Here is a 20,813-nt window from a genome sequence, read left to right as displayed (position 1 = left end):
AAACTAATGGCAATATTTGCCGTTTTTTACCGAATCAGTGTCAGCAGCTCGTCCAGCAAACGCTCGAGCTTGCGCAGTGAACCGCATTCCGCCACGTAGTGACACGCCGTCTGGTAGCGGCGTATTTCCGAGTCACCTGTATTCCAGCGGCTCTGGGATTCTGGATTGAACCACAGCACCAGGCGGGCGCGGTGGTAGAGCTCTCGCAGTGCGGCAATGCCGGTGTCGCCGCCGTTGCCCCGGCCGTCGCCGAGAATAATGATGGTACTGCGGCGATTGACGCGCTCTTCAACTAACTGGCGAAAGCTGTTCAGCGCGCGGCCGTAGTCGCTGCTGCCCATACCGTGGCGCTGCTGAATAATCGCGAGGGCCTCGTCGGCATCGTGCTGGCGGAATAGCTCGCTGACTTCAACGCTTTCGCCACAGAAAACAAAACTGCGTGTGTTGGGGAGTACGTCGGCCAGGGCCTGCATAAACAGCATTAGCACTTGCGACCAGTTGCTAACCGAGCCACTGAGGTCGCACAGCACAAAAATTTCGCTTTTTTCGCGGCGGGTGCTTTTCCAGTAGCGATGGAAGGGAACCCCTCCGAGTGCGATGTTGCGGCGCAAGGTCTTGCCGAGGTCTAAGCGGCCGCATTTGGCGCGCCGATAACGCTGCCGGTGCTTGGCGGCGAGTTTTTTGGCTAGCTTGCGTATCAGCGGCGGCAGGCGGTCGCGGTAGTAGGTGTCCAGTGCCGACAGCTGGCTATCGCGCATTAAGGTTTCTTGAAACTCGCGGGTAGCGGCATTGTTGTTGAGCAATAATTGCCGGTCTAGCAGTTCGCTGAGTTGTGCCAGTTGCGTTTCCCGCTCGCGTTCCAGCCACCGAGCCTGTTGTTGCTCTGGTGGGCTGCCACTGGCCAATTGGGCGATACGCTCGCGGCGGCCGCTGTCATTGAGGGCGTCGAGGATGCGGCGGCGGAATATGCCGCGTTGGGTGGGGTATTGCATTGCGGCCAAGTCGACGTCGCCTGCGGCGCGCATCAGCTCCGCGCGCAGTGCATCGCTGCCCATGCCGCCACCGCCACCCTGCCCTTGGCCCTCGCCCTCGCCCGCGGTTTCGCCGTCGTCGGCACTGCGGTCTTGTTGTGCCTCTGGGTCGACGGTGTGTGTGGTGTCGTTGGGTGTTTCTGCCAGGTCAAAGAATTGGGCGAAGCAGCGGCTGAACAACTGACGTTGTTCCTCTGACTTCGCTAGGCAGCTCGCCAAGCCGTCGTGTAAAAGCTGGCGATCACCATAGCCAAGGCTGACAGCAACTTGCATGGCGTCTAGCGTTTCTGCGGTGGAAATACCGACCCCGGCATGGCGCAGGTGGCGAATAAACTGCAGTAAGGTGGCTTCCACGTTGTTTCAGTAACGCTGGCTGAGTAGGCGGGTGATTTCAGGCTGCACGATGTTGATATCTTCCTCGTATTTCAGCAGCACATTCAGGCTGTCATCAACCAGTGCGGCGGACAGGCTGTCGGCATGGAGCAGAAGCAGGCTGCGCGCCCAGTCGATCGTTTCGCTGATGGCCGGTTGTTTTTTCAGGTCGAGCTGACGAACCCCGTGCACAAAAGTGACCAGCTGTTGGCGCAGGCTGTCGGCGACGTCTGGTACCCGGCTTTGCACGATGCGGCTCTCTAGCTCTGCTTCGGGAAAGGGGATGTACAGGTGCAGGCAGCGTCGCTTGAGTGCATCGCTGAGGTCGCGGGTATTGTTACTGGTCAAAAGCACCAGCGGCTTGTGTTTGGCACGCAGGGTGCCAATTTCCGGCAGGGTGACCGCGAAGTCGGCGAGGATCTCCAGCAGCAGCGATTCAAATTCGTAGTCGGCTTTGTCGATTTCATCGATCAAGAGTACGGCGCCGTCATCGCTTTGCAGCGCGCTGAGCAGAGGGCGAGGTTCCAGAAACCGCTCTGAGTAGAAAATGTCATCAAAGTTGTGCAGGCGTTCCACGGCTGCGGACAGGTCGTTGGCGCCGCCAAGAATGCCTTGTAGCTGCTCTTTTAGCACTTGCACATAGAGCAGTTGCTTGCTGTATTTCCAGTCGTACAGTGCCTTGCTTTCGTCTAAACCTTCGTAACACTGCAGTCGAAACAGCGGCAACTTGAGCATCGCCGCACTAGCGTTGGCGAGCTCGGTCTTGCCAACGCCGGGCGGCCCCTCAATCAGAATAGGGCGCTGGAGCGCGCGGGCAAGGTGCAGGGTGGTAGCGATTTGCTCGCTGGCGATGTAGCCCTGCTCGGCCAGCTGTGAAATCAGTTTATCGATGGCTTGTCTCGCCGTATTCATACAGAGTCCTGTGTTCGCTGCCTAGGGCCGCACTAGTTGCTGCAGAGATTGCCAGTGCCGTGGGTAGCCTGCCTGAATATCGTCGGCGTTGGCAAATTCATGGTCGCGGTAGTCGAAACCCGGGCTAACCGCTTCGGAGATCAAGCCGTAGTCGCCTTCTTTGAGCTGGGAGGCTTTCCACCATCCGCCGGGCACATAGAGCTGCAGATGCTGTCCCTTTTCGAGGTCTGGGCCCATGACAAGGTGCTCAACACCGCCGTTTTCTTTCAAGAGCGTGTAGTGAAGGGGGGAGCCGCCCTGCCAAAAATGCAGGATGCCGCTGCGATTGCGGTGCAGGTAGCCAGTGGTGCTGTCGGCGGTGAGCAAATAATAGATGCTGCTCATCAGCGGGCGCTGTCCACTGCCGTCGCCAGTGGTTTGTGGGTGGGTAAAGCTGCGTCTGAAATAGCCTCCCTCGGGGTGGGCTTCCAGTTTAAGCTGCTCGATAATTTGCTGCGCTTGCATGGCGCTTAGCCGCCAGTGGTATTCATAAAACGCACGATCTGAGGCTCATCATTCAGGTCGAAGTGGTGGCGCTCAGGCTTGATGTCCATGGCGTCGATAATTCGTTGCTGAAGCTGTTCTGGCTGGTTTTCCAGCACGCTTTTGAGGTCGACGGAGTATTCATTGCCCAGGCAAAGCAATAAACGCCCCTCAACGGTCAGCCTCACGCGATTGCAGAGATGGCAGAAGTTGTGGCTGTGGGGAGAGATCAAACCAACCCGGCTTGCGCTGTCAGCCATACGGTAATAGCGCGACGGACCGCCGCTGGTTTCCGCGCTGGCGGTAAGTGGGTAGCGCGCGTGTATGCGCCGATGAATCTCATCGCTGCTGCAGAAACTGAGCGCCCGGTCGTGCTCGCTGATATGGCCGAGGGGCATTTCTTCAATAAAGCTGATATCGACGTGGCGGTCGCGGGCGAAATCCACCAAGTCCAGGATCTCGTCGTCGTTGCGGCCGTTCATAATGACCGCATTCAATTTAATCCGCTCAAAACCGGCGGCTTTGGCGGCGTCGACGCCGGCCAATACCTTGCTCAGTTCGCCAACGCGCGTCAGCTCTTTAAAGCGATCTTCGCGGAGGCTGTCCAGGCTGATATTGATGCCGGTTAAGCCCGCGCGATACAGGGGCTCAGCATAGCGATCCAGCTGGGCGCCATTGCTGGTCATATTTAATTGTTCGAGGCCGTCCAGCGACGCTAAGCGCTCCACCAGAGACAGCACATTGCGGCGCACCAGCGGTTCGCCGCCGGTCAAACGAATTTTTGTGACACCCAATTGCACAAATGCGGCGCCAATGTCGTAGAGTTGTTCCAGACTAAGGATGTCGCGCCGGGGTAGAAAGGTCATGTCCTCGGCCATGCAGTAGACGCAGCGAAAATCGCAGCGGTCGGTAACGGAGAGGCGCAGGTAGTCTACCTGGCGACCAAATCGATCTTGCAGTGGCGGAGTGGCTGTAGTCATCCGTCGATATTATCACAGCCTGCGGGCGGGTAGCCTGTAAGCAATAACATGTTGAGAGAGTGTTTATGAAATACAGCCTGGCGATTGTAATGCTGCTTGCCTGCGCAAGCCTTGTGCAAGCTGAACCCGGAAATGGCAATGCTTACGGCAAGGCCCATGCGCCCGGCCAGAATAAAGCACCGGGAGAGCCCGCACAGGGGCATGCTCACGGTAAAAACAAGCAAAAAACTGGCGATACCTACGCCGCCAAGGGCAACGCAGGTGGTGCCCAGGCGCGTGCCGATTGGCAGGTCTACGACCGCTTTGGTCAGGCGATATCGGCCAGCGCATTAGCAGATGCCGTCGCTGTAGAGGCGGCGGTCAAAAAAGCGGGTGTCGACCCCTATTCGCAAGAGGCGGCGATGATTCGCATAAGCATGGGGCAATCGCCAGAAATTGCGGATAAGCCCAACGACGGTGCTTATAATGCGCAGGGTGAAGCGATTTCACACCGCCAGGCCAGTGAGCGTTTTGCTGCCATAGCGGTGATGGAGCGTGCGGGGATAGATCCAGACAGTGAGCAGGCGGCGCAGATCCGTGCGGCGGCCGAGGGGCGTATTGAAACGGCTGACGGCGAAGAGGTGGACCAGCAAACACTGGAAGATGTCGCCAAGGAAATCGCTGTACAAGAAGCCATTATTTACACCGGTGCCAAGCCCGGTTCTGCTGATGAGTCGCTAATTCGCATGGGCGCCGATGTGTTCATGGAGAAGCTGCGCAGCTGGCGCCAGTAGCGAAGAGACCGTTTTTTTATTGGCCTTAGAATCCCCCACTGTCGTATTTTGCCAGTGGGATGTCTCATTTTGTCATTGTCTGGCAGCTGGCAACGTTTACTCTGGAGGTCGTGAATAGGCCTTCTTTTTATAGGGTTTTTAGCCGCCTTGCGGCGATCTTTCTGCGTTAGAGCTGAGGACAAGTCAATGACTACCACAACAACTACTGTGAAACGCTACCCCATGCCCATGCCGTATGGGTGGTTTGCGGTTTCTTTTTCTGACGAACTGGCTCCCAGCGAGTCCCGCGCTGTGCATTACTTCGGCCAAGAGCTGGTCTTGTTTCGTACAGAAGCCGGTCGCGCGGTATTGATGGAAGCGTACTGTCCCCACCTCGGTGCTCACCTGGGCCACGGTATTCACGAGCGTTCGGGCACCGGTGGTGGTCGTATAGAAGGTAACAATATTGTCTGCCCTTTCCACTCGTGGAAGTTTAGCCCGGAAGGTGAATGTGTTGAGGTTCCTTACGCGAAGAATATGCCGCCTAAAGTGAAGGGCCAGAAGTGTTTGAAGTCTTTCCCGGTGCGTGAAATTAACCAAGTTATTTGGGCGTGGTACCACCCAGAAGGCGAAGCGCCGAAGTGGGAAGTTATTGAGCACGACGAGGCAAACTCTGACGATTGGTCACCGCTGGATCGCTACGAATGGATTCTGAATACTCACGCTCAGGAAATGGCAGAAAATGCGGCTGACCCTGCTCACTTTAAATATGTCCACGGTACGGCGTCGTTCCCCGAGTGGGAAACCACCTACGACGGCCCTATGGTGCGCGGTTTGCAGCAGGCCAACATGCCGACGCCACGCGGTGAGGTACGCGGCTCAATCCGTACTGGTAGCGCTGGCCCCGGCCAGGGTTTCACTAAGTTTGAAGGTATCGCCGATACCTTCTTGATGGGGCTAACTACGCCGATTGACGATGACACGGTGCATGTCCGCTTTGCCTTCACCCAGCCCAAGGTTAACGGTGAAGTACAGAAAGGTGGTGTGAACGCGGCGATTATCGCCAATATCGTTGGCCAGCTTGAGGAAGATAAGCCCATCTGGGAAAACAAGATCTATCGCCCACTGCCAATTTTGTGTGACGGCGACGGCCCTATCGCGAAATTCCGCAAATGGTATTCTCAGTTCTATGCCGGTGGCTTCGACCCACGCTCGCTGTAAGGGCAAGTGTGAATCTGGTCAGATAAATGAAAAGGGCGTCCAACTGGGCGCCCTTTTTTGTATGGGTAGCAGCTATACTAGTGCGCAACCTACTCTTTCTGGAGATGCAATGAAGCGCGCAGTCATCCTGCTTTGGATCGTTTGCCTGATGCCCCTATCCAGCTGGGCGGCCTGCAAACTGCCTGCGCCGCCCAAGCAGTTCCCCGATGGCGAGGCGGCAAGCCGCGACGAGATGCAACAGCTGCGCCAGCAACTCGAGCGTTATGTCGACGAGCAAGGTCGTTACCTAAAGTGCCTGGACGCCATGGAAAAAACCGCCAAGGGAACCGGGTATGACACGGCGCAACGCCGGTTAGAGCGCATCGCTCGTTACAATACCGCGATGGCGGAGATGTCGGCGGCGGTGGAGCGTTATAACCGCGAGGCTGAGCGCTTTAATCTGCGATGAGTTCAATGCCGCGGGTGGCGAGCTTATCGCCCAGAGTCTGGCTGGCCGCTTCTGCCCCGAGAATACACGCGCGTTGACGCCCCTTGCCTTCGCGAATGTAGCGATTATTTTCAAGCAAATCTTTCACTCTCCGCGCAATGGCTTCACCAGAATCTATCCAATGGATTCCCGGGAGGTGTTTGGCTAGTTGTGGTTTAACCAGAGGGAAGTGGGTGCAAGCCAATACGATTGTGTCCAGCGCTTTTGCGCTGGGGTGTTGGTGAAATGCGGCTGCCACACTCTGCCAAACGTCAGGGGAATCCTCGTCCTGCCAGAATAACGTTTCCACCGCCGGTGCCAGCGCTTCTGCTCCTACCGATAGCACGGTGCAGTCGCTGGCAAAGGTGTCGATTAGCTCGGCAGTGTAGCGCCGTTTTATGGTGCCGGGCGTGGCGAGCAGGCCAATAACACGGCTTTTGCTTTGCAGGGCGGCAGGCTTAATGGCGGGCACGACACCCACAACAGGAAGGGAGACTTGCTGTCGTAAACTGGGTAGCACGGCAGTGCTGGCGCTGTTGCATGCGACCACCACGATATCGATGCGATGGCGCTGTAGCAAGGTGTGAATACGCTGGAGAATATGTTCTACCAGTGCATCCTCCTGCCACATGCCGTAGGGGAAGCCGCCGCGATCCATCGCGTAGAGCAGGTCAATATCGGGAAGCAAATGGTGGATTTCGGCGCCGATGCTCAGGCTACCGACACCGCTGTCGAACACCAGCACCTGGGGGCGGTGCTCAACACTATTCATTCCCGGATCACAGCTGTTCAATAATCTTTTCAGCGGCGCTGACATCGACGCCACCGGCTGGCTCAACGGCAATAAAGCTTACGACACCATCTTCTGCAATTAAAGCAAAGCGCTGGCTGCGTTTGCCCATGCCGTAGCCACTGGCATCCATTTCCAGGCCCAGTGCGGCGGTGAGTTCTGCGTTGCCGTCGGCGAGCATGAGCAGCTGTTCAGCGTTTTGGCTCTTACCCCAGGCATCCATCACAAAAGCGTCGTTGACCGACATGCACACGATGCTGTCGACACCCTTGGCTTTGATCGTGTCGGCGTGCACGACATAGCCAGGTAGGTGGGTGAGGCTACAGCCGGGGGTGAAGGCACCGGGCACGGCAAACAGCACAACTTTCTTACCGCTAAATATGTCGCCAGTGGTGATGTCCTGGGGGCCCTTTTCGCCCATAACTTTGAGCGTAACGTCGGGGATTTTATCGCCAGCTTGGATGCTCATATCGTTGTCCTTTAACCAGAAAAAAGAGGAGTTTGTGCTGCGCGACAAGTGTAGCAGAGCTAATAGCGTGTCGACATGCACTTGAAATATGCGACGCCAATACCCAGATAATGTTCAACAGCGAAAGCTGAAATTGTGTTGAAGCGTTATTGGAGGTGGTTTTATGAATAGCTATCTGCCCTTCACATTATTTGGAGACCTAAGCCGCAATTTTGATAGCCGCGGTGAGCCGGCCGAGAAGGCGCGTCGTGCGTGGGCGCCTGCTGTGGATATCAGTGAGGCGGGCGACGCCTACCTGCTAAGTATGGATGTTCCCGGTATCAGCCGAGAGGCGATTGAGGTCAGCGTTGACGGCGGCGTGCTAACGGTTAAGGGCGAGCGCACTATCGACTATGCCGACGCAAAGTTGGCGGTAAACGAGCGCTGGCAAGGAGAATTTGTTCGCCGCTTCTCGCTGCCCGATACCGTGGATCAGGAGAAGATTGCTGCTAAGGTAGAAAACGGCGTCCTGGCGCTACACATACCTAAACTTGCGGCAGCGGAGCCGCGTCGTATCACCGTTCAATAGGCCCCCTGTTAAGCCCTGCCCTTGCAGGGCTTAATTGCCTGTGCTGGAATCGCAGGGTTTTTAATCACTGAGCCCTCTCCTATGCCCCCCTTTGATAAAGCGTCACTGCGTCGCGAGTGGCAAATATTCCTGCTGGCGCTGGGCTTTTTGAGTCGTATTCCTGTTCCCCAAGACCCTGACTTCAGCCCCGAAAAGCTTGATGGTACAGCGCGCTACTTTCCTCTCGTGGGGTTGCTGATTGGTGGCGTAACGGCTATTGCCTTGCTGGTTTTTTTTGCGCTGTTTAATAACCCGCTGTTGGCGGTGCTGTTGAGTATGGCAGTGGGCTTGTTGCTGACAGGCGCCTTTCATGAGGATGGTTTGGCCGACAGCGCCGATGGCTTTGGCGGCGGATGGCGCCGCGATGACGTGCTGCGCATCATGAAAGACTCGCGCATCGGCAGCTATGGCACCGCCGCGTTATTCATGGTGCTAGCCATTAAGGCAGCGAGCTTGGCGGCGATGCCGATCGCCCAAGCGGTTGGCGGAATCCTTATCGCGCAAGTGGTGAGCCGTTGGTTGGCCATCTCCTTTCTGATCGATATGCCCTATGTGAGCGGTGAAGGAAAGTCGAAGCCTCTGGCGACCGCGCTATCACTGAGTGACTGGCTATTGGCAGGGCTGCCTGTTCTGTTGTTATCAGGCTTTGCACAGGCCTCGCAGTGGCTGCTCTTGTTGCTGATTTTGGGGGGCTTTCGGCTGGGTTTTGGGCGGTATTTGTCGCGCCGTATACAAGGGTATACCGGAGATGCACTGGGGGCGGCGCAGCAACTGAGTGAAATACTTATCTACTTAGTGATCTTACTGTAGTTGTCAGCAGGCAAAGATGTCGCTGAACCGCAGCTGAACGGCGACTGTAAATTGTTGTTCCTTTTAGCGGCGCACTTTGTCGGCGCTCGCTGGTCAGAGAAGTATCAGTAAGAGGAGATAACAATGTCTAAGTTTGCAGTTGTTGCCGCTGGTGTTGGTGCGGTTGCGCTGGCCACGGCGGGTGGCTATGGCGGTTACCACTACCTGGAGTCGCAGCCGCGCTATGCGCAGGTATTGTCTGTTGAGCCAATTACCGAAACCTATTTTGTCCCCCGTGAAGAGTGTTACGACGAGGTGGTGCAGGAGCAGGCACCGAGCCGCGACAGCAATCAAATAGCTGGCACGGTAGTCGGCGCTGTACTCGGCGCGGTTATCGGTAAGCAAGTGGGTGGCGGGAACGGTAAAAAGCTCGCGACAGTGGCGGGGGCGGCTGCAGGTGGCTACGCGGGCAAGCGTATTCAGGAAGATATGCAGAGCAAGAATGTGCAAACCCGCACAGAGCGCCGCTGCCAAACCCTGCAAGACCCTAAGCAGCGCGTCATTGGCTATGAAGTCAGCTATAGTCTTGATGGTGAGCCGGGCACCGTTACCTTAGCGCAGCGCCCGGGCGAGCAGATTCCTGTTGTTAATGGCGAGCTGGTGCTGGAAAACCCAGGGGGCTAGCTAGCACGTAACGCTGGACGATATGGCGCTGCGTTTCACGGTCAGCTCTGCAGGTAATCTTTTTCGACAAAAATGGGAGAGAGTATGAAATTTAATAAATCACGAAAGTTAGCCGCGATCTTTATGAGTGTATTGCTCTCGTGGATGGGCCTGGCCGCGACGACGGCCTCTGCGGCCATGGTCGATACGTCGGTGACGATCAGTGAGTACAGCCTTGCCGAGGACAAAGCGGCGTTGAAGTCGGCGCTCGACCGCGACGATGTTCGCGAGCGCTTGCTTGACCTCGGTATCTCTATCGACGATGTCGATGCCCGCATCGATGCGCTGACGGCAGATGAGCTGGCCAGCCTAAAAGCAAATATGGACGATATGCCCGCCGGTGCAGGTGCGGTGGGTTTACTCGCCTTTGTTGTGCTGGTGTTTTTCATTACCGATGTACTCGGGATTACCGACATCTTTCCCTTTGTGAACGCGGCCAACTAAAGACCGTTGCGTTCTTTACTTGTTATATGGGCGCTGCTGCTGGTTGCCTGCAGCAGTGTTCCCACACTTCCCCCTGCCACCCTGAATGACTTGGCAGAGACTCGTAAGCTCGATGTTCCCTTCGTTGCTCAGCAGGCCTATTACTGCGGTCCCGCGGCGTTAAGCTCTGTGGCGAATTATCGCGATATTCACATTGATCAGCAGTCTGTCGCTGACATGAGTTTTATGCCCGAGCGCAAGGGTAGTTTAACGGTTGATATGCAAGCCGCGGGAAGACGCATCGGTTTGTTGCCCTATCCTCTCGCACCAAAATTCGAAGACTTATTAAGAGAGCTCAATGCGGGTAACCCGGTTTTGGTGCTACAAAACCTCGGTTTGAGCTGGTGGCCGCAGTGGCATTATGCGCTGGCAGTGGGCTATGACCTCAGTTCCAGTACCCTGCTCCTGCACTCTGGCGAGAAGGCATATTATCGGCTGGGTTTCGCAACGTTTGCTGCAACGTGGGCGCGGGCAAAACACTGGGCGAGAGTGCTGGTTCCGGCATCGGTGATGCCGGTCACGGCAATGCCTGTTTCCTATTTGAAGAGTGCCCACGCCTTTGAGGAAACCGGTGATACTAAGCGTGCGATGGACTTTTATCAGCGCGCGGTAAATGAATGGCCAGGCAGCGTGTTGGCATGGCTGGCCCTGGCCAATGCCGCCTATACTCAGGGTGATTTCGCTGGTGCGATAAATAGCTATGAGCGTGCACTTACGATTGCGTCAGAACGCGCGTCAGTCTGGAATAACTATGCCTACGCCCTGCATGCGCAGGGTTGTTCGCAGCTCGCCCTTGATGCCCTGGAACGTGCATTGGCCTTGGCGCCGCAGGACGAAAATATTGCGGATAGTCGCAATGATTTACTGCAGCGGCCAGGGGGCAGTGCCCTGCGCGGGAGCTGCCCGGAGCGGCTCCCGCAATAGCCGCTACAGGCGTTTGCCTTTGCCCTGTTTCGCTTGAGCAAAGAGCGCTGCCATCGTGCCGCTGGGGGCGTTTTGCTGTTTTTTCTGCTGCTGTTTGACGTCGCGATTACTGCGTTCAGGTCGGCGGCCGCCCCTGCCCTCGGCTTGGTGATCGCTGGCCTGATCGCTCAGGCGCATGGACAGGGCAATACGCTTACGCGCGGCATCAACATCCATGACCTTCACTTTCACGATATCGCCGGCCTTCACAACGCTGTGAGGGTCTTTTACAAAGCTCTCTGAAAGCGCAGAAATATGGACCAAACCATCTTGATGAACGCCAATATCCACAAAGGCGCCAAAGTTAGTCACATTGGTTACTACGCCTTCCAGCACCATATCGGCTTCAAGGTCAGAGATCTTTTCAATGCCATCTTTGAATTCGGCGGTTTTGAATTCTGGCCGCGGGTCGCGGCCCGGTTTATCCAACTCGTTAATAATATCGCTGACGGTGGGGATACCGAAGCTGTCGTCGGCGTAGTCGGCGGCGTTGAGGCTTTTCAAGAAGCGACTGTCACCGATCAGGTTACTGACCTCTCGGCCGCAGCGCTGCACAATTTTTTCCACTACGGAGTAAGACTCTGGGTGAACCGCAGAGCTGTCCAGAGGGTTTTCACCGCCCATTACGCGTAAAAAGCCGGCGGCTTGCTCAAAGGTTTTGGCCCCAAAGCGAGTGACTTCCATCAGCTGCGCGCGGTTGCGGAAGGCGCCATGCTGGTTGCGGTAGTCGACAATATTCGCCGATATCGACTGATTGAGCCCCGACACCCGCGACAACAGCGCAGGTGATGCGGTATTCACGTCCACGCCGACGGCGTTAACACAGTCCTCAACGACGGCTTCCAGGCTACGAGACAGCGCCGTTTGCGAGACATCGTGTTGATACTGGCCAACACCAATGGACTTGGGATCTATCTTCACCAGTTCGGCCAGCGGATCCTGCAATCGTCGGGCGATAGAAATGGCCCCGCGGATGGTTACGTCCAGGTCGGGGAATTCCCGCGCCGCGTACTCCGATGCGGAATAGATCGATGCCCCTGACTCGTTGACCATGATACTGGTACAGCCCAGTTCGGGGTGGGCGGAAAGCAGGTCTTTAACAAAGCGCTCGGTCTCGCGACTGGCGGTGCCGTTACCGATGGCGATCAATTCTATATTGTGAGTTTTAATCATCGCGAGCAGGCTGGCAGCGGCCTCTGCTTGTCGATTTTGCGGTGGATTCGGGAAAATAGCGCCGTGATCCAATACCTTGCCGGTGGCGTCAACCGCTGCGACTTTAACACCGGTGCGCAGGCCGGGGTCGAGCCCGATGGTCGCACGTGGCCCTGCTGGGGCGGCGAGTAGAAGGTCTTTTAAGTTTCTGGCAAACACTTCAATGGCGCCGGCGTCGGCTTGCTCTCGAAGCCGGCCAAGCAGATCGGTCTCAAGGTGGGTGTAGAGTTTGATTCGCCAGGTCCAGCGCAGTACTTCCCGTAGCCAACTGTCGGCGGGGCGACCTTGATCCTCTATGGATAGGTGTTCTGCCAGCATCAGTTCACAGGGGTGAATTTTGACCTCCGGCTCACCCGCGACCAAGCTCAGCGCCAGAATGCCCTCATTGCGGCCGCGGAACATGGCCAAAGCGCGATGAGAGGGGGCACTTTTTAGCGGCTCGCTGTGCGCGAAATAGTCGCGAAATTTTGCGCCCTCTTCTTCTTTGCCAGCCATTACCGTGCTACTCAGCTGCGCGTTTTCCCACAGGTAACTACGCAGCTTGGCGATCAAGTTGGCGTCTTCGCTGAAGCGCTCCATAAGAATATATTTGGCACCGTCTAGCACGGCTTTGCTGTCGGCAAGACCCTGCTCGGCGTCGATGTAAGCGGCTGCCTCAGTGTTCGGGTCGAGGTTTGGGTTGTCGAACAGGGCATTGGCCAGCGGTTCCAGGCCAGCCTCTATGGCAATTTGGCCCTTGGTGCGGCGTTTGGGTTTGTAGGGGAGATAGAGGTCTTCGAGTCGATTCTTGCTATCTGCCGCCAGAATATCTGCCTCAAGTTCGGCGCTGAGTTTGCCCTGCTCGCGTATGCTGTTAAGAATACTATCGCGGCGCTCTTCCATTTCGCGAAGGTAGCCTAAGCGGCTCTCCAGCTCGCGCATTTGGCTATCGTCGAGCCCGCCGGTGACTTCTTTTCGGTAACGAGAAATAAAGGGGACCGTGGCGCCGTCATCAAGCAGGTTAACAGCGGCGCTGACCTGTGATTCCTTTACGCCCAATTCCTGGGCAATACGACTCGAAATTGCTTGCATAATGTGTGGCCTGATACCGCGTAAAAACGCCACATTATGCAGAAACTTCGCGCTCGCGGCGAGGTTTTAGGCGTCTTTGGTTAATACGTCGAAAAGGGTGCAGCACTCGTCGTAGAAGTAGCGGAAGTCCGCCGTGAGATAGGGGGCAACCAGCGACATAAGATGAAAGACGCCTCGGTGGATGGTGATCTCGTCGGCGCAATTTTTCTCTCTCAGGCTGTTGTAGTTTAGCCAGAATGTGAGATTGAGTACGACGTTGTCGCAGAGGCGCGAAAGTGGTGTGCCGGTGGTGTCCAGAATTCCCGCGGCGACCAGCTCTTCGGCAACGGCTTCGGCAGCTTGTAATTTTAGATTGAGTAGTTTGCGGAAGCGACGGTCGATATCGGGGTAACGCTGTAAAATATCGTTGAGGTTGCGGTATAAATAACGGTGCTTAAACAGTTGCTCAAAAACAATATACAGATAAAACCAAGCGTCTTGGGGGCTTAGGCTTTTTTGCAGCGGGGCTTGCAGAATATCGCTGAGCTCTAGCTCAAAGGCAGAGAACAGCTCTTCGATAATTTCTTCTTTGCCGTGGAAGTGGTAGTAGAGATTGCCGGGGCTGATGTCCAGCTCATTGGCGATATCGACGGTGGTGACGTTGGCTTCGCCCTCGTCATTGAACAGGGCCAAGCTTGCCAGCAGGATTTTTTCGCGGGTTTTCATCCCTGAGTTAACCACCCATATTCATCGACAGGGCGTTAAAGTGACACGCCTGTGGGCGCTTGTCCAGAGAGGACGCGACCCGCTAAAAAGCGGGTCGCGAAGGGCTTACTCGGCAGCTTTCTTTGCAGCGGCCTTTTTCGCGGGCGCTTTTTTGGCTGCAGTTTTCTTCGCGGCAGCTTTCTTAGCGGGGGCCGCCTTTGCTGGCGCTTTGCTGGCCTTGCTCAGTGCATCGACTTTCTTGCTCAGTGCATCCAGTTTTTTCTCGAGACGCTCGAGGTCGTCGGCGCTGGCAGTGTGACCAAAGCCCAGGCTTGCGCGCATTTTGCTGATGCGCTCTTCAATGGAAATAGTCTTGCCAATATTGCTGGCTTCGCCCAGTTTTTCGCGAGCTTGCACTTCCAGTTTGTTGCCCTTGTCGACCAACTCTTTGAACAGGCGTGGGCTGTCTTTGCTTGCTTTTTCGTAGACTTCTTGTGCTTCGTCGTAGGCGCGGCCGTATGCACCAAGGCCAGCCAGCCAAATGCTTTTTGCCAGTTCACCGGCTTGAGAAGAAACGTCTTTCAGGCTTTTCTTGCTGTCGTTGCTCATAAGATTCTCCAATGTGCGAAACGTTTTTGCGCAGCAGTGAGAGTGGAGCTCCGCACTGATGCAAAAAAGCACGATGACCAAGTTGGCGCATCGTGCAAAGCATAGTTAGGGTAAGGACCTAGGGGGGTAGGCGGTCAAAGTGACCGCCAAAATGCTCAATTACGATGCAGCAGCTTCTGTTGCTATAGCATCTTCACTCTTGCGAGAAACCAAGCCTTTTACCTTTTCGAGGTTGCTTTCCAGGCTTTCACGCAGCTCTTTAATGCGCACGTCTACCGCTTCGCTTTTTACTGACTCAAGCTTGGCAGTCGCTTCGGTTTTTGTTTCGTTGATCTTGGCAACAACTTGCTCTTTGCTTTCTTCAAACTTGGCAATGGCGCTGCTTTGTACTTGCTCGCCACGGCTTACCAGGCCTTCAAAAATTTCGTTGCGCTTTGCGTACAGATCTTTGTACTTAGCTTCAGTTGCCTTGATTTTTTCTTCGGCCAATTTAGCCAGCTCTTGGCTTTGCTCAAACGCTTTACCAGCCAAGCCCAGTTGAGCCAAAAATACATCTTTGGCAACAGTGTTTGCTTTCTCAACGAAGTTAGTTTTTGCGTCGCTCATAGTACGTTCCTCTCTTGGGGGGTGCCCCGTAATGTGTGTTATCAGCGACGGCGCAAACTGCTGGCCGCCGGTCTCGCTGTATGGGGTGAACGTTACGCATAAAAATTAGAAAGGGCATACTAAAGTGCACGTTTCCAAACATTGTGTCGCAGAGGGTCGAATTATCTCACGGCTGGTAGGAGGTGACGGAAAGGATTGCCAGTGCCGCCGAATATTGTTTAGATAATATGACAGGGTCGCTGTTACGAACCCGAATAATAAGAGAGAAAAAGATGGAAACTAGCACTAATGCTGCGGCCTCACGCAGTACCGCGAAAGAGTTGCGTTCTCTTGCAGAGATTTTTTCGGCAGTCTCCATGCGCGGTTTTCACCGTCATTTATCTTCAGGCGACGGTCACCCAGTGGTGATTGCGCCGTCATTTATGACCAGCGATGTCGCAACCTCGGTAATGCGACGAGCTTTGCGTCAAGCTGGGTTCGATGCCTATGGTTGGGAGCAGGGGCTGAATACAGGGCTGCGCGAGCAGGTTTACCTGAATTTCGAGCGCCATGTAAAGGATTTGGCGAGCCGCTATGGGCGTAAAGTCAGTCTGGTGGGGTGGAGCCTGGGTGGCATATATGCTCGCAGCCTTGCCCAGCGGAATCCCGACTTTATTCGCCAGGTGGTGACACTGGGCTCGCCGGTAAATATTCCGGAAATGCGCGGTGTATCCGGCCCTGTGTTGAAGTTATACGAAATGCTTAACCCTGGGGCGATGGATGACCCCATGCTGAATTGGCGGGAGGAGTGGTGCAGTGCGCCGCCAGTGCCTTCTACGGCGATGTATAGCGCCAGTGACGGTATTGTGGATTGGAAGTACTGCGTTCATCAGGAACCGGGCGAACAGAGCGAAAATTTACGGGTACCAGCGAGCCATATGGGGATGACCCATAATTTGGCAGTGCTGTATGCCTTGGCCGACCGTCTCTCTCAACGAGAGGGTCAGTGGCGGCCCTTTGAATTGACGGGCCTGCGCCGCCGGTTATTCCACGTGAGTGAGCACTTGGCCGTCGCGTAATACGCTAATAGAGAAGTGCCGCAGTGACGGGCGGTTTCAGTATGAAACCGTCGCGCATAAAAAAGGGCAGCCCAAGGGCTGCCCTTTTTGCTATCCGGCTATTATTCGCTTAGCTTTTCGGGCCAGCGGCTACGATAGCGTCAGAGACGTCAAACTTGGTGATGTTCTCTTGGAACAGTTTCGCCAATTTGCTGGCTTCCTGGTCGTAGGCTGCTTCGTCGCCCCAAGCCTTGCGTGGGTTGATGTATTTGTCGTCTACGCCCGGAATTGCCTTGGGGATAGTCAGGTTCAGAATATCCAGTTGCTCGGTTTCTGCGCCGATCAACGCGCCACTTTGTGCCGCGGCAACCACAGCGCGAGTCACTGGGATGGGGAAGCGCGAACCGGTGCCGCCAGCAGCGCCTGAGCCGCCAGTCCAGCCGGTGTTGATCAGGTAAACCTGAGAGTCGAAGTCTTCGATGCGCTTCATCAACAGCTCGGCGTATTCGCCTGCGGGACGCGGCATGAAGGGCGCACCAAAGCACGTGGAGAAAGTGGGGTGGATACCTGCTTCTGCGCCCAGCTCAGTTGAGCCAACGCGGGCGGTGTAGCCGCTCAGGAAGTGGAAAGCCGCCGCTTCTTTGGACAGGATAGAGATCGGAGGTAAAACGCCTGACACGTCACAAGTCAGGAAGATAACGGTTTTCGGTTCGCCGGCGGCATTTTCGATAACGCGTTTTTCAACGTTTTCCAGTGGGTAACAGCAGCGACCGTTTTCCGTCAGGCTTGTGTCATCGTAGTCTGCGGTGCGGCTGTTTTGGTCGATTACTACGTTTTCAACGATGGCGCCGAAGCGGATGGCGTCCCAGATGATGGGCTCGTTCTTCTGGCTCAGGTTGATGGTTTTAGCGTAGCAGCCGCCTTCAATATTGAATACCGAGCCCTTCGCCCAGCCGTGCTCGTCGTCGCCGATCAAGTAGCAGCTAGGGTCGGCAGACAGGGTAGTTTTACCCGTGCCAGACAGGCCAAAGAATAAGGTGGTGTTGCCTTGCTCATCGACGTTCGCTGAGCAGTGCATTGGCATAACGTCTTTCTCGGGCAGCAGGAAGTTTTGCACAGAGAACATGGCTTTCTTCATTTCACCGGCGTAACGCATGCCTGCCAGCAGTACTTTGCGCTGGGCGAAGTTAATGATGACGCAGCCGTCAGAGTTAGTGCCGTCGCGCTCGGGATCGCATACAAAGCCGGCGCAGTTCAGAATTGTCCACTCTTCCTTGGCTTTTGGGTTGTACTTCTCAGGGCGTACAAACATGTTGCGACCAAACAGGCCTTGCCAAGCGGTTTGCGTGTTAACGACAACGGGAATGTAGTGATCTTCGTGAGCGCCAACGTGCAAGTTAGAAACGAAGCGATCGTGGTCGGCGAGGTAGTCTTCTACACGGCTCCACAGCGCATCAAATTTGGCGGCGTCGAAGGGGCGGTTAACGCTGCCCCAATCGATGCTGTCAGCCGTTGATGGCTCTTGAACAACAAAGCGGTCACCGGGAGAACGGCCGGTACGCTTGCCAGTGGTTACCACCAGCGCGCCTGTGTCGGCCAGTTGGCCTTCGCCGCGGGCCAGCGCTTGCTCGATTAATTGGGCGGGGGTTAAATCTTTATAAACAGTTGTTTCAGCACTCATTCTCGGTATTCCTGTCACGTCGTCCCTGGGGACATTAGGAGGTCACAGTTGATCGGGGTAAACCCCCCGCGCGGGTGGCCAGATTTTGAAGGCGGCTATTATTGCAAAAATCGCCAAGCGGCGCTAACCCTGATCGCCGCCGATCTGCGGCGATTTTGGTTTTTTTTCACTCAATGTCGAGTGTTGGGCGCTGGGTCACCAAAGAGATTGGCAATATCCCCGGCGTCAAAGTGGAATTGGCGGTGGCAGAACTCGCAGTGGCTATCTATTTTCCCCTGCTCACTGAGAATGCTCTCCAGCTCTTCTCGACCCAGAGAAACCAGTGCGGATTCCATGCGTTGCTGGCTGCAGCTACAGACGAATTTTAGCGACTTGGGCTCGAATACCCGCACCGTTTCTTGGTGGTACAGGCGGTACAGCAAGCGGTCTGCGCTGAGTGTCAGTAGCTCTTCTTGTTGAACGGTATCGGCCAGGGTGGTGAGGTGCTGCCAAACGGCGGCATCACTTTGTTGCTCCGGCAGCTCTTGTAGCAGGATGCCCGCGGCGGTTTCGCCATCGGCGGATAGCCACAAGCGGGTGGCCAATTGCTCGCTCTGGCGGAAGTAGGCCTCTATACACGCGCCGAGATTCGCGCCATCTAAGCTGACAATCCCTTGATAACGTTGCCCTTTTTCAGGGTCGATAGTGATGGCTAGCTGGCCGTTGCCCAGCAGGCTATGAAAGTCCTCGCCGATCGCCTGGCCGGCGTCGCGAGCAATGCCGCGAATATCGCCGTTGGAATTTGCCTCGGCCATAATGAGTGGGACCTGGCCGTCCCCGCGAACCTGCAGAATCAGGCTGCCGCGAAATTTAATGGTCACACTCAGCAGGGCTGCGGCAACCAAGAATTCCCCCAGCAAAGCCGCGACGGCTGGCGGGTAGTGGTGGTTTTCCAGCATCTCGCGGTAGCTTTGCTGGATCTGGATATGCACGCCTCGCACATCACTGCCGTCGAAAATGAAGCGGTGAACTTGATCACTCATAAGGGGCTGTTTAGTCCTGTTGTTCGCGGAATCGGTGAATTTGGCGGCGCTGTTTCTTATTGGGGCGCTCGCTGCGCAGCACCCCCGCTGCAGCCCCCAGCGCTTTCCGGTCGGCCGCATTCTGCTGGCGCTTGGCGATACTGGCGTCGGTTTCGCGGTAGAGTAAGGCGGCTTCGGGCGCGCCACGCCGCTGGTCGGAGATAGCGATAATCTCGACTTCGCGCTCGTCCCAGCCGGTGCGCAGCGTTAGCATGCCGCCCACTTCTACTTCCTTGCTTACCTTGCAGCGGGCGCCATTATAATGCACTTTGCCGCCCTCTATGGCCTGTTTTGCGATGCTGCGGGTTTTGTAGAAACGGGCGGCCCACAGCCACTTATCCAGGCGAAGGCGTTGTATGTCTTTGCTCAATCTCGGTCTCGCGGTGGTATTGGCAGAATTTCGTCAAAATGCTCGATAGCGGGGTAGCTTAACCCCTGGCGCAGGGGCGCGCGACTGTCGGGTCGCTTCATGGTAATTAAGTGGCGTATACCGTGGCGAGCGGCAGAGTCTAACACGGTGGCGGTATCGTCAATCAGCAGGCTGCGAGCGGGCTCGTAATGCCAGTGTTGGGCGAGCTTTTGCCAGAAGGTGTCGTCCTCCTTGGGCAGTGCGAGTTCGTGAGAGGTAATGATGCGCTGAACCCACTGACCAAGGCCGGTTTTTTCCAGCTTGATATCGAGGCCGCCCTGGTGGGCATTGGTGACCAGCCAAACATCCCGGCCGCTGCGTTGCAGGGCATTCAAAAATCGTTCTGTGCTGGGGTGCATGCGAATCAGGTGGCTAATTTCGCGTTTGAGCGCGGTGATGTCGAGCTGAAGCTCTTCAGACCAGTAGTCGAGGCAGTACCAGTTCAGTGAGCCGCGCTCAGCCATGATGCGCGCGATCAGTTCTTCACTAACGGTTTGGAGGTCGCCGCCATGAATCTCGGTGTACCGGCGGGGGAGGTGCTGTGTCCAGAAAAAATTGTCGTAGTGCAGGTCGAGTAGTGTGCCGTCCATGTCTAACAGAACGGTGTCGACGTCTTGCCAGTTAATCATAGTGCCGCGCCCTAATTGCGCGGCGAAAACTAGCGCGCCGCGTTGACTCGCATTGCCTGGTGGCTAATGGCATCTTTCATATCAATGGTTTCAGCGTAGTTCACATTGAGCCACCACTCATCGCGGTTGCTACGGAATTGATCGATAGGGCGGCCGCGATGCTTATTTTCGCTGAAGATAGAGTTTGTGCTGTTCGCTGCTGTTGCCATCACTGTGTCCTCTGCTGTGCGCTTAATTAGTTGCGCTGTTCGAGTGTTAACCATAGTGATAGCGGCTCGGCAGCAGTATAGGGAAAAGCCCGTAATCAGTGAAGTGCTGCAGAAAAATGTGCGCTGTGCACGGTGTTAGCACACGTTGCCTTGGTTGATGTGTCACCGCATATCGGTGTTGATAATCACGTGAATTGCTGAGCTTAAGCGCGAGCGGTGTTGGCGCTGGCGTCGATGAATTCCGCGTAGTCCACGCTCAGCCACCATTCGCTGTGGTTGAGGCCTAGGCGAGAAAGACGGCGGGCGGCGGCCCGAGGTCGGAAAATGCTGTCGGTGTCTTTTTTTGCCGATAATTGCGCGTTGGAGCGGCGCTTTAAAAATTGCGTTGCCATGGTAGCCCCCAGTGATTCGGTATTTTTAATACTGGAGTGACTGTAGCAATGTCATATCTTCCTGCGTATACGCAATAGTCGGTAGCGGCATTTACCTAGGGCCTGTTAACAGGCCTGGCCGCTACCGACTATC

At 55.8% G+C, this 20,813-nt stretch carries 25 protein-coding genes; 9 read left to right on the top strand and 16 right to left on the bottom strand.

The annotated features are described in order from the left end of the window. Window positions 1-26: 26 nt before the first annotated feature. From AC2Q8J_RS09955 to moaA, 4 genes are read right to left on the bottom strand one after another with little or no spacing between them, the layout of a single operon-like run. Window positions 27-1,385 carry a VWA domain-containing protein gene (locus tag AC2Q8J_RS09955; RefSeq protein WP_486451185.1) on the bottom strand — a complete coding sequence of 453 codons (1,359 nt, stop codon included), beginning with the start codon at window positions 1,383-1,385 and terminating at the stop codon, window positions 27-29. A gap of 6 nt (window positions 1,386-1,391) precedes the next feature. Next, window positions 1,392-2,315 (bottom strand): AAA family ATPase, encoded by a 924-nt coding sequence (locus AC2Q8J_RS09950; protein ID WP_486451184.1) that lies wholly within the window; start codon window positions 2,313-2,315, stop codon window positions 1,392-1,394. A 21-nt stretch (window positions 2,316-2,336) separates the two neighbouring features. Beyond that, a complete protein-coding gene (locus AC2Q8J_RS09945) occupies window positions 2,337-2,819 on the bottom strand; it encodes a cupin domain-containing protein (protein ID WP_486451183.1) in 483 nt (160 codons plus the stop codon). Between the two features lie 5 nt (window positions 2,820-2,824). After that, window positions 2,825-3,817: a GTP 3',8-cyclase MoaA gene (gene moaA, locus AC2Q8J_RS09940; RefSeq protein WP_486451182.1), complete on the bottom strand. Its 993-nt coding sequence runs from the start codon at window positions 3,815-3,817 to the stop codon at window positions 2,825-2,827. A gap of 65 nt (window positions 3,818-3,882) precedes the next feature. Here moaA and AC2Q8J_RS09935 point away from each other — a divergent pair, with 65 nt between their 5' ends. The 3 genes from AC2Q8J_RS09935 to AC2Q8J_RS09925 all read left to right on the top strand — a co-directional run bounded on the left by AC2Q8J_RS09935 (window position 3,883) and on the right by AC2Q8J_RS09925 (window position 6,238). Continuing rightward, window positions 3,883-4,590, top strand: coding sequence for a hypothetical protein (locus tag AC2Q8J_RS09935; RefSeq protein ID WP_486451181.1), 708 nt, complete (start codon window positions 3,883-3,885; stop codon window positions 4,588-4,590). A gap of 186 nt (window positions 4,591-4,776) precedes the next feature. Further along, window positions 4,777-5,790, top strand: a complete 1,014-nt coding sequence (locus AC2Q8J_RS09930) for a Rieske 2Fe-2S domain-containing protein (protein ID WP_288362663.1) — start codon at window positions 4,777-4,779, stop codon at window positions 5,788-5,790. A gap of 109 nt (window positions 5,791-5,899) precedes the next feature. Further along, window positions 5,900-6,238, top strand: a complete 339-nt coding sequence (locus tag AC2Q8J_RS09925) for a hypothetical protein (protein ID WP_027873305.1) — start codon at window positions 5,900-5,902, stop codon at window positions 6,236-6,238. Here the strand turns inward: AC2Q8J_RS09925 and murI are convergent. Together murI and AC2Q8J_RS09915 are read right to left on the bottom strand one after the other, a co-directional pair. Continuing rightward, entirely contained in the window at window positions 6,225-7,028 is an 804-nt protein-coding gene (gene murI / locus AC2Q8J_RS09920; RefSeq protein ID WP_486451180.1) for a glutamate racemase, read from the bottom strand. The two genes, AC2Q8J_RS09925 and murI, sit on opposite strands and share 14 nt — an antisense overlap. Before the next feature lie 7 nt (window positions 7,029-7,035). Next, the gene (locus AC2Q8J_RS09915) at window positions 7,036-7,515 is read right to left on the bottom strand and encodes a peroxiredoxin (RefSeq protein ID WP_286837446.1); all 480 of its coding nucleotides are present in this window, start codon (window positions 7,513-7,515) and stop codon (window positions 7,036-7,038) included. A gap of 163 nt (window positions 7,516-7,678) precedes the next feature. Between AC2Q8J_RS09915 and AC2Q8J_RS09910 the strand changes: the two genes are divergently transcribed. From AC2Q8J_RS09910 to AC2Q8J_RS09890, 5 genes are all read left to right on the top strand, one after another. Continuing rightward, window positions 7,679-8,083: an Hsp20/alpha crystallin family protein gene (locus AC2Q8J_RS09910; protein WP_288362660.1), complete on the top strand. Its 405-nt coding sequence runs from the start codon at window positions 7,679-7,681 to the stop codon at window positions 8,081-8,083. A gap of 81 nt (window positions 8,084-8,164) precedes the next feature. Continuing rightward, on the top strand, window positions 8,165-8,932 hold the full coding sequence (locus AC2Q8J_RS09905; RefSeq protein ID WP_486451179.1) for an adenosylcobinamide-GDP ribazoletransferase: 768 nt from the start codon (window positions 8,165-8,167) through the stop codon (window positions 8,930-8,932). A 123-nt stretch (window positions 8,933-9,055) separates the two neighbouring features. Next, window positions 9,056-9,595: a glycine zipper 2TM domain-containing protein gene (locus tag AC2Q8J_RS09900; RefSeq protein WP_424145518.1), complete on the top strand. Its 540-nt coding sequence runs from the start codon at window positions 9,056-9,058 to the stop codon at window positions 9,593-9,595. Between the two features lie 84 nt (window positions 9,596-9,679). Next, window positions 9,680-10,078, top strand: a complete 399-nt coding sequence (locus AC2Q8J_RS09895) for a PA2779 family protein (protein WP_204994817.1) — start codon at window positions 9,680-9,682, stop codon at window positions 10,076-10,078. Window positions 10,079-10,084: 6 nt separating this feature from the next. Then, entirely contained in the window at window positions 10,085-11,041 is a 957-nt protein-coding gene (locus tag AC2Q8J_RS09890; RefSeq protein WP_486451178.1) for a PA2778 family cysteine peptidase, read from the top strand. 3 nt (window positions 11,042-11,044) lie between these two features. On the opposite strand, the gene AC2Q8J_RS09885 is transcribed toward AC2Q8J_RS09890, so the two are convergent. From AC2Q8J_RS09885 to AC2Q8J_RS09870, 4 genes are all read right to left on the bottom strand, one after another. Continuing rightward, window positions 11,045-13,363 carry a Tex family protein gene (locus AC2Q8J_RS09885; RefSeq protein ID WP_486451177.1) on the bottom strand — a complete coding sequence of 773 codons (2,319 nt, stop codon included), beginning with the start codon at window positions 13,361-13,363 and terminating at the stop codon, window positions 11,045-11,047. A gap of 66 nt (window positions 13,364-13,429) precedes the next feature. Then, window positions 13,430-14,068, bottom strand: a complete 639-nt coding sequence (locus AC2Q8J_RS09880) for a TetR/AcrR family transcriptional regulator (protein WP_204994814.1) — start codon at window positions 14,066-14,068, stop codon at window positions 13,430-13,432. Between the two features lie 105 nt (window positions 14,069-14,173). Further along, window positions 14,174-14,656 carry a phasin family protein gene (locus tag AC2Q8J_RS09875; RefSeq protein ID WP_036255753.1) on the bottom strand — a complete coding sequence of 161 codons (483 nt, stop codon included), beginning with the start codon at window positions 14,654-14,656 and terminating at the stop codon, window positions 14,174-14,176. 159 nt (window positions 14,657-14,815) lie between these two features. After that, a complete protein-coding gene (locus tag AC2Q8J_RS09870) occupies window positions 14,816-15,262 on the bottom strand; it encodes a hypothetical protein (RefSeq protein ID WP_486451176.1) in 447 nt (148 codons plus the stop codon). Between the two features lie 272 nt (window positions 15,263-15,534). Here AC2Q8J_RS09870 and AC2Q8J_RS09865 point away from each other — a divergent pair, with 272 nt between their 5' ends. Continuing rightward, window positions 15,535-16,320, top strand: coding sequence for an esterase/lipase family protein (locus tag AC2Q8J_RS09865; protein ID WP_204994812.1), 786 nt, complete (start codon window positions 15,535-15,537; stop codon window positions 16,318-16,320). Window positions 16,321-16,429: 109 nt separating this feature from the next. Here the strand turns inward: AC2Q8J_RS09865 and AC2Q8J_RS09860 are convergent, their stop codons facing one another. The 6 genes from AC2Q8J_RS09860 to AC2Q8J_RS09835 all read right to left on the bottom strand — a co-directional run bounded on the left by AC2Q8J_RS09860 (window position 16,430) and on the right by AC2Q8J_RS09835 (window position 20,680). Beyond that, entirely contained in the window at window positions 16,430-17,980 is a 1,551-nt protein-coding gene (locus AC2Q8J_RS09860; protein WP_204994811.1) for a phosphoenolpyruvate carboxykinase, read from the bottom strand. 170 nt (window positions 17,981-18,150) lie between these two features. Beyond that, window positions 18,151-19,002, bottom strand: coding sequence for an Hsp33 family molecular chaperone HslO (gene hslO, locus AC2Q8J_RS09855; RefSeq protein ID WP_424143550.1), 852 nt, complete (start codon window positions 19,000-19,002; stop codon window positions 18,151-18,153). Between the two features lie 10 nt (window positions 19,003-19,012). Further along, window positions 19,013-19,399, bottom strand: coding sequence for an RNA-binding S4 domain-containing protein (locus AC2Q8J_RS09850; RefSeq protein ID WP_027873293.1), 387 nt, complete (start codon window positions 19,397-19,399; stop codon window positions 19,013-19,015). A gap of 8 nt (window positions 19,400-19,407) precedes the next feature. Then, a complete protein-coding gene (gene yrfG / locus AC2Q8J_RS09845; RefSeq protein ID WP_286695219.1) occupies window positions 19,408-20,079 on the bottom strand; it encodes a GMP/IMP nucleotidase in 672 nt (223 codons plus the stop codon). Window positions 20,080-20,108: 29 nt separating this feature from the next. After that, window positions 20,109-20,288, bottom strand: a complete 180-nt coding sequence (locus tag AC2Q8J_RS09840; protein ID WP_204994808.1) for a hypothetical protein — start codon at window positions 20,286-20,288, stop codon at window positions 20,109-20,111. A 203-nt stretch (window positions 20,289-20,491) separates the two neighbouring features. After that, entirely contained in the window at window positions 20,492-20,680 is a 189-nt protein-coding gene (locus tag AC2Q8J_RS09835) for a hypothetical protein (protein ID WP_204994807.1), read from the bottom strand. Window positions 20,681-20,813: the final 133 nt, after the last annotated feature.

The organism is Spongiibacter sp. C9W (assembly GCF_057370015.1).
The sequence above is the reverse complement of the archived record's forward strand: the minus strand, read 5'-3'. Positions and strand labels throughout refer to the sequence as shown.

Coding starts and splice junctions, on each gene's coding strand:
- AC2Q8J_RS09950 (WP_486451184.1), bottom strand. CDS start 2,315: ATGAATACGGCGAGACAAGCCATCGATAAACTGATTTCACAGCTGGCC.
- AC2Q8J_RS09945 (WP_486451183.1), bottom strand. CDS start 2,819: ATGCAAGCGCAGCAAATTATCGAGCAGCTTAAACTGGAAGCCCACCCC.
- moaA (WP_486451182.1), bottom strand. CDS start 3,817: ATGACTACAGCCACTCCGCCACTGCAAGATCGATTTGGTCGCCAGGTA.
- AC2Q8J_RS09935 (WP_486451181.1), top strand. CDS start 3,883: ATGAAATACAGCCTGGCGATTGTAATGCTGCTTGCCTGCGCAAGCCTT.
- AC2Q8J_RS09930 (WP_288362663.1), top strand. CDS start 4,777: ATGACTACCACAACAACTACTGTGAAACGCTACCCCATGCCCATGCCG.
- AC2Q8J_RS09925 (WP_027873305.1), top strand. CDS start 5,900: ATGAAGCGCGCAGTCATCCTGCTTTGGATCGTTTGCCTGATGCCCCTA.
- murI (WP_486451180.1), bottom strand. CDS start 7,028: ATGAATAGTGTTGAGCACCGCCCCCAGGTGCTGGTGTTCGACAGCGGT.
- AC2Q8J_RS09915 (WP_286837446.1), bottom strand. CDS start 7,515: ATGAGCATCCAAGCTGGCGATAAAATCCCCGACGTTACGCTCAAAGTT.
- AC2Q8J_RS09910 (WP_288362660.1), top strand. CDS start 7,679: ATGAATAGCTATCTGCCCTTCACATTATTTGGAGACCTAAGCCGCAAT.
- AC2Q8J_RS09905 (WP_486451179.1), top strand. CDS start 8,165: ATGCCCCCCTTTGATAAAGCGTCACTGCGTCGCGAGTGGCAAATATTC.
- AC2Q8J_RS09900 (WP_424145518.1), top strand. CDS start 9,056: ATGTCTAAGTTTGCAGTTGTTGCCGCTGGTGTTGGTGCGGTTGCGCTG.
- AC2Q8J_RS09895 (WP_204994817.1), top strand. CDS start 9,680: ATGAAATTTAATAAATCACGAAAGTTAGCCGCGATCTTTATGAGTGTA.
- AC2Q8J_RS09885 (WP_486451177.1), bottom strand. CDS start 13,363: ATGCAAGCAATTTCGAGTCGTATTGCCCAGGAATTGGGCGTAAAGGAA.
- AC2Q8J_RS09880 (WP_204994814.1), bottom strand. CDS start 14,068: ATGAAAACCCGCGAAAAAATCCTGCTGGCAAGCTTGGCCCTGTTCAAT.
- AC2Q8J_RS09875 (WP_036255753.1), bottom strand. CDS start 14,656: ATGAGCAACGACAGCAAGAAAAGCCTGAAAGACGTTTCTTCTCAAGCC.
- AC2Q8J_RS09870 (WP_486451176.1), bottom strand. CDS start 15,262: ATGAGCGACGCAAAAACTAACTTCGTTGAGAAAGCAAACACTGTTGCC.
- AC2Q8J_RS09865 (WP_204994812.1), top strand. CDS start 15,535: ATGGAAACTAGCACTAATGCTGCGGCCTCACGCAGTACCGCGAAAGAG.
- AC2Q8J_RS09860 (WP_204994811.1), bottom strand. CDS start 17,980: ATGAGTGCTGAAACAACTGTTTATAAAGATTTAACCCCCGCCCAATTA.
- hslO (WP_424143550.1), bottom strand. CDS start 19,002: ATGAGTGATCAAGTTCACCGCTTCATTTTCGACGGCAGTGATGTGCGA.
- yrfG (WP_286695219.1), bottom strand. CDS start 20,079: ATGATTAACTGGCAAGACGTCGACACCGTTCTGTTAGACATGGACGGC.
- AC2Q8J_RS09840 (WP_204994808.1), bottom strand. CDS start 20,288: ATGGCAACAGCAGCGAACAGCACAAACTCTATCTTCAGCGAAAATAAG.
- AC2Q8J_RS09835 (WP_204994807.1), bottom strand. CDS start 20,680: ATGGCAACGCAATTTTTAAAGCGCCGCTCCAACGCGCAATTATCGGCA.